A 301-nucleotide genomic window follows, 5' to 3' on the forward strand; every position below is an offset into this window, starting at 1 on the left:
GGTCGACCAAGCTCAGCATCTGCTATGCGAGCCAAAATCTCTCGCATCCCTTCTGCGAAGATTTTACGCGCAGCCCGCTGACCGGGGAGGTTACCTTCCTTTCGGCGCAGCCGATCAACACCGGTCGTGAGGAAATGAACGGCCTCGACCTCGGCCTCGTTTACAACAACAATATCGGCAGCGTGAACGTCTCGCTCGACGTCAACCTGACCTATCTCAACAAATATGTCGTCCTTCCCTTCCCGGGTGGCGCACCGATCGATTTCGATGGTTTCATCGGCGGCGGCAACGGCGGTTATCC

General features: G+C 57.1%; 1 protein-coding gene. It reads left to right on the forward strand.

Annotated elements, in window-relative coordinates; all coding sequences use genetic code 11:
- Positions 1 to 301 (forward strand): hypothetical protein (locus FLQ44_RS13645; protein WP_206208886.1); only part of this gene is annotated, 301 nt, incomplete at both ends.

The organism is Vogesella mureinivorans, assembly GCF_007644035.1.
Lineage (GTDB): Bacteria > Pseudomonadota > Gammaproteobacteria > Burkholderiales > Chromobacteriaceae > Vogesella > Vogesella mureinivorans.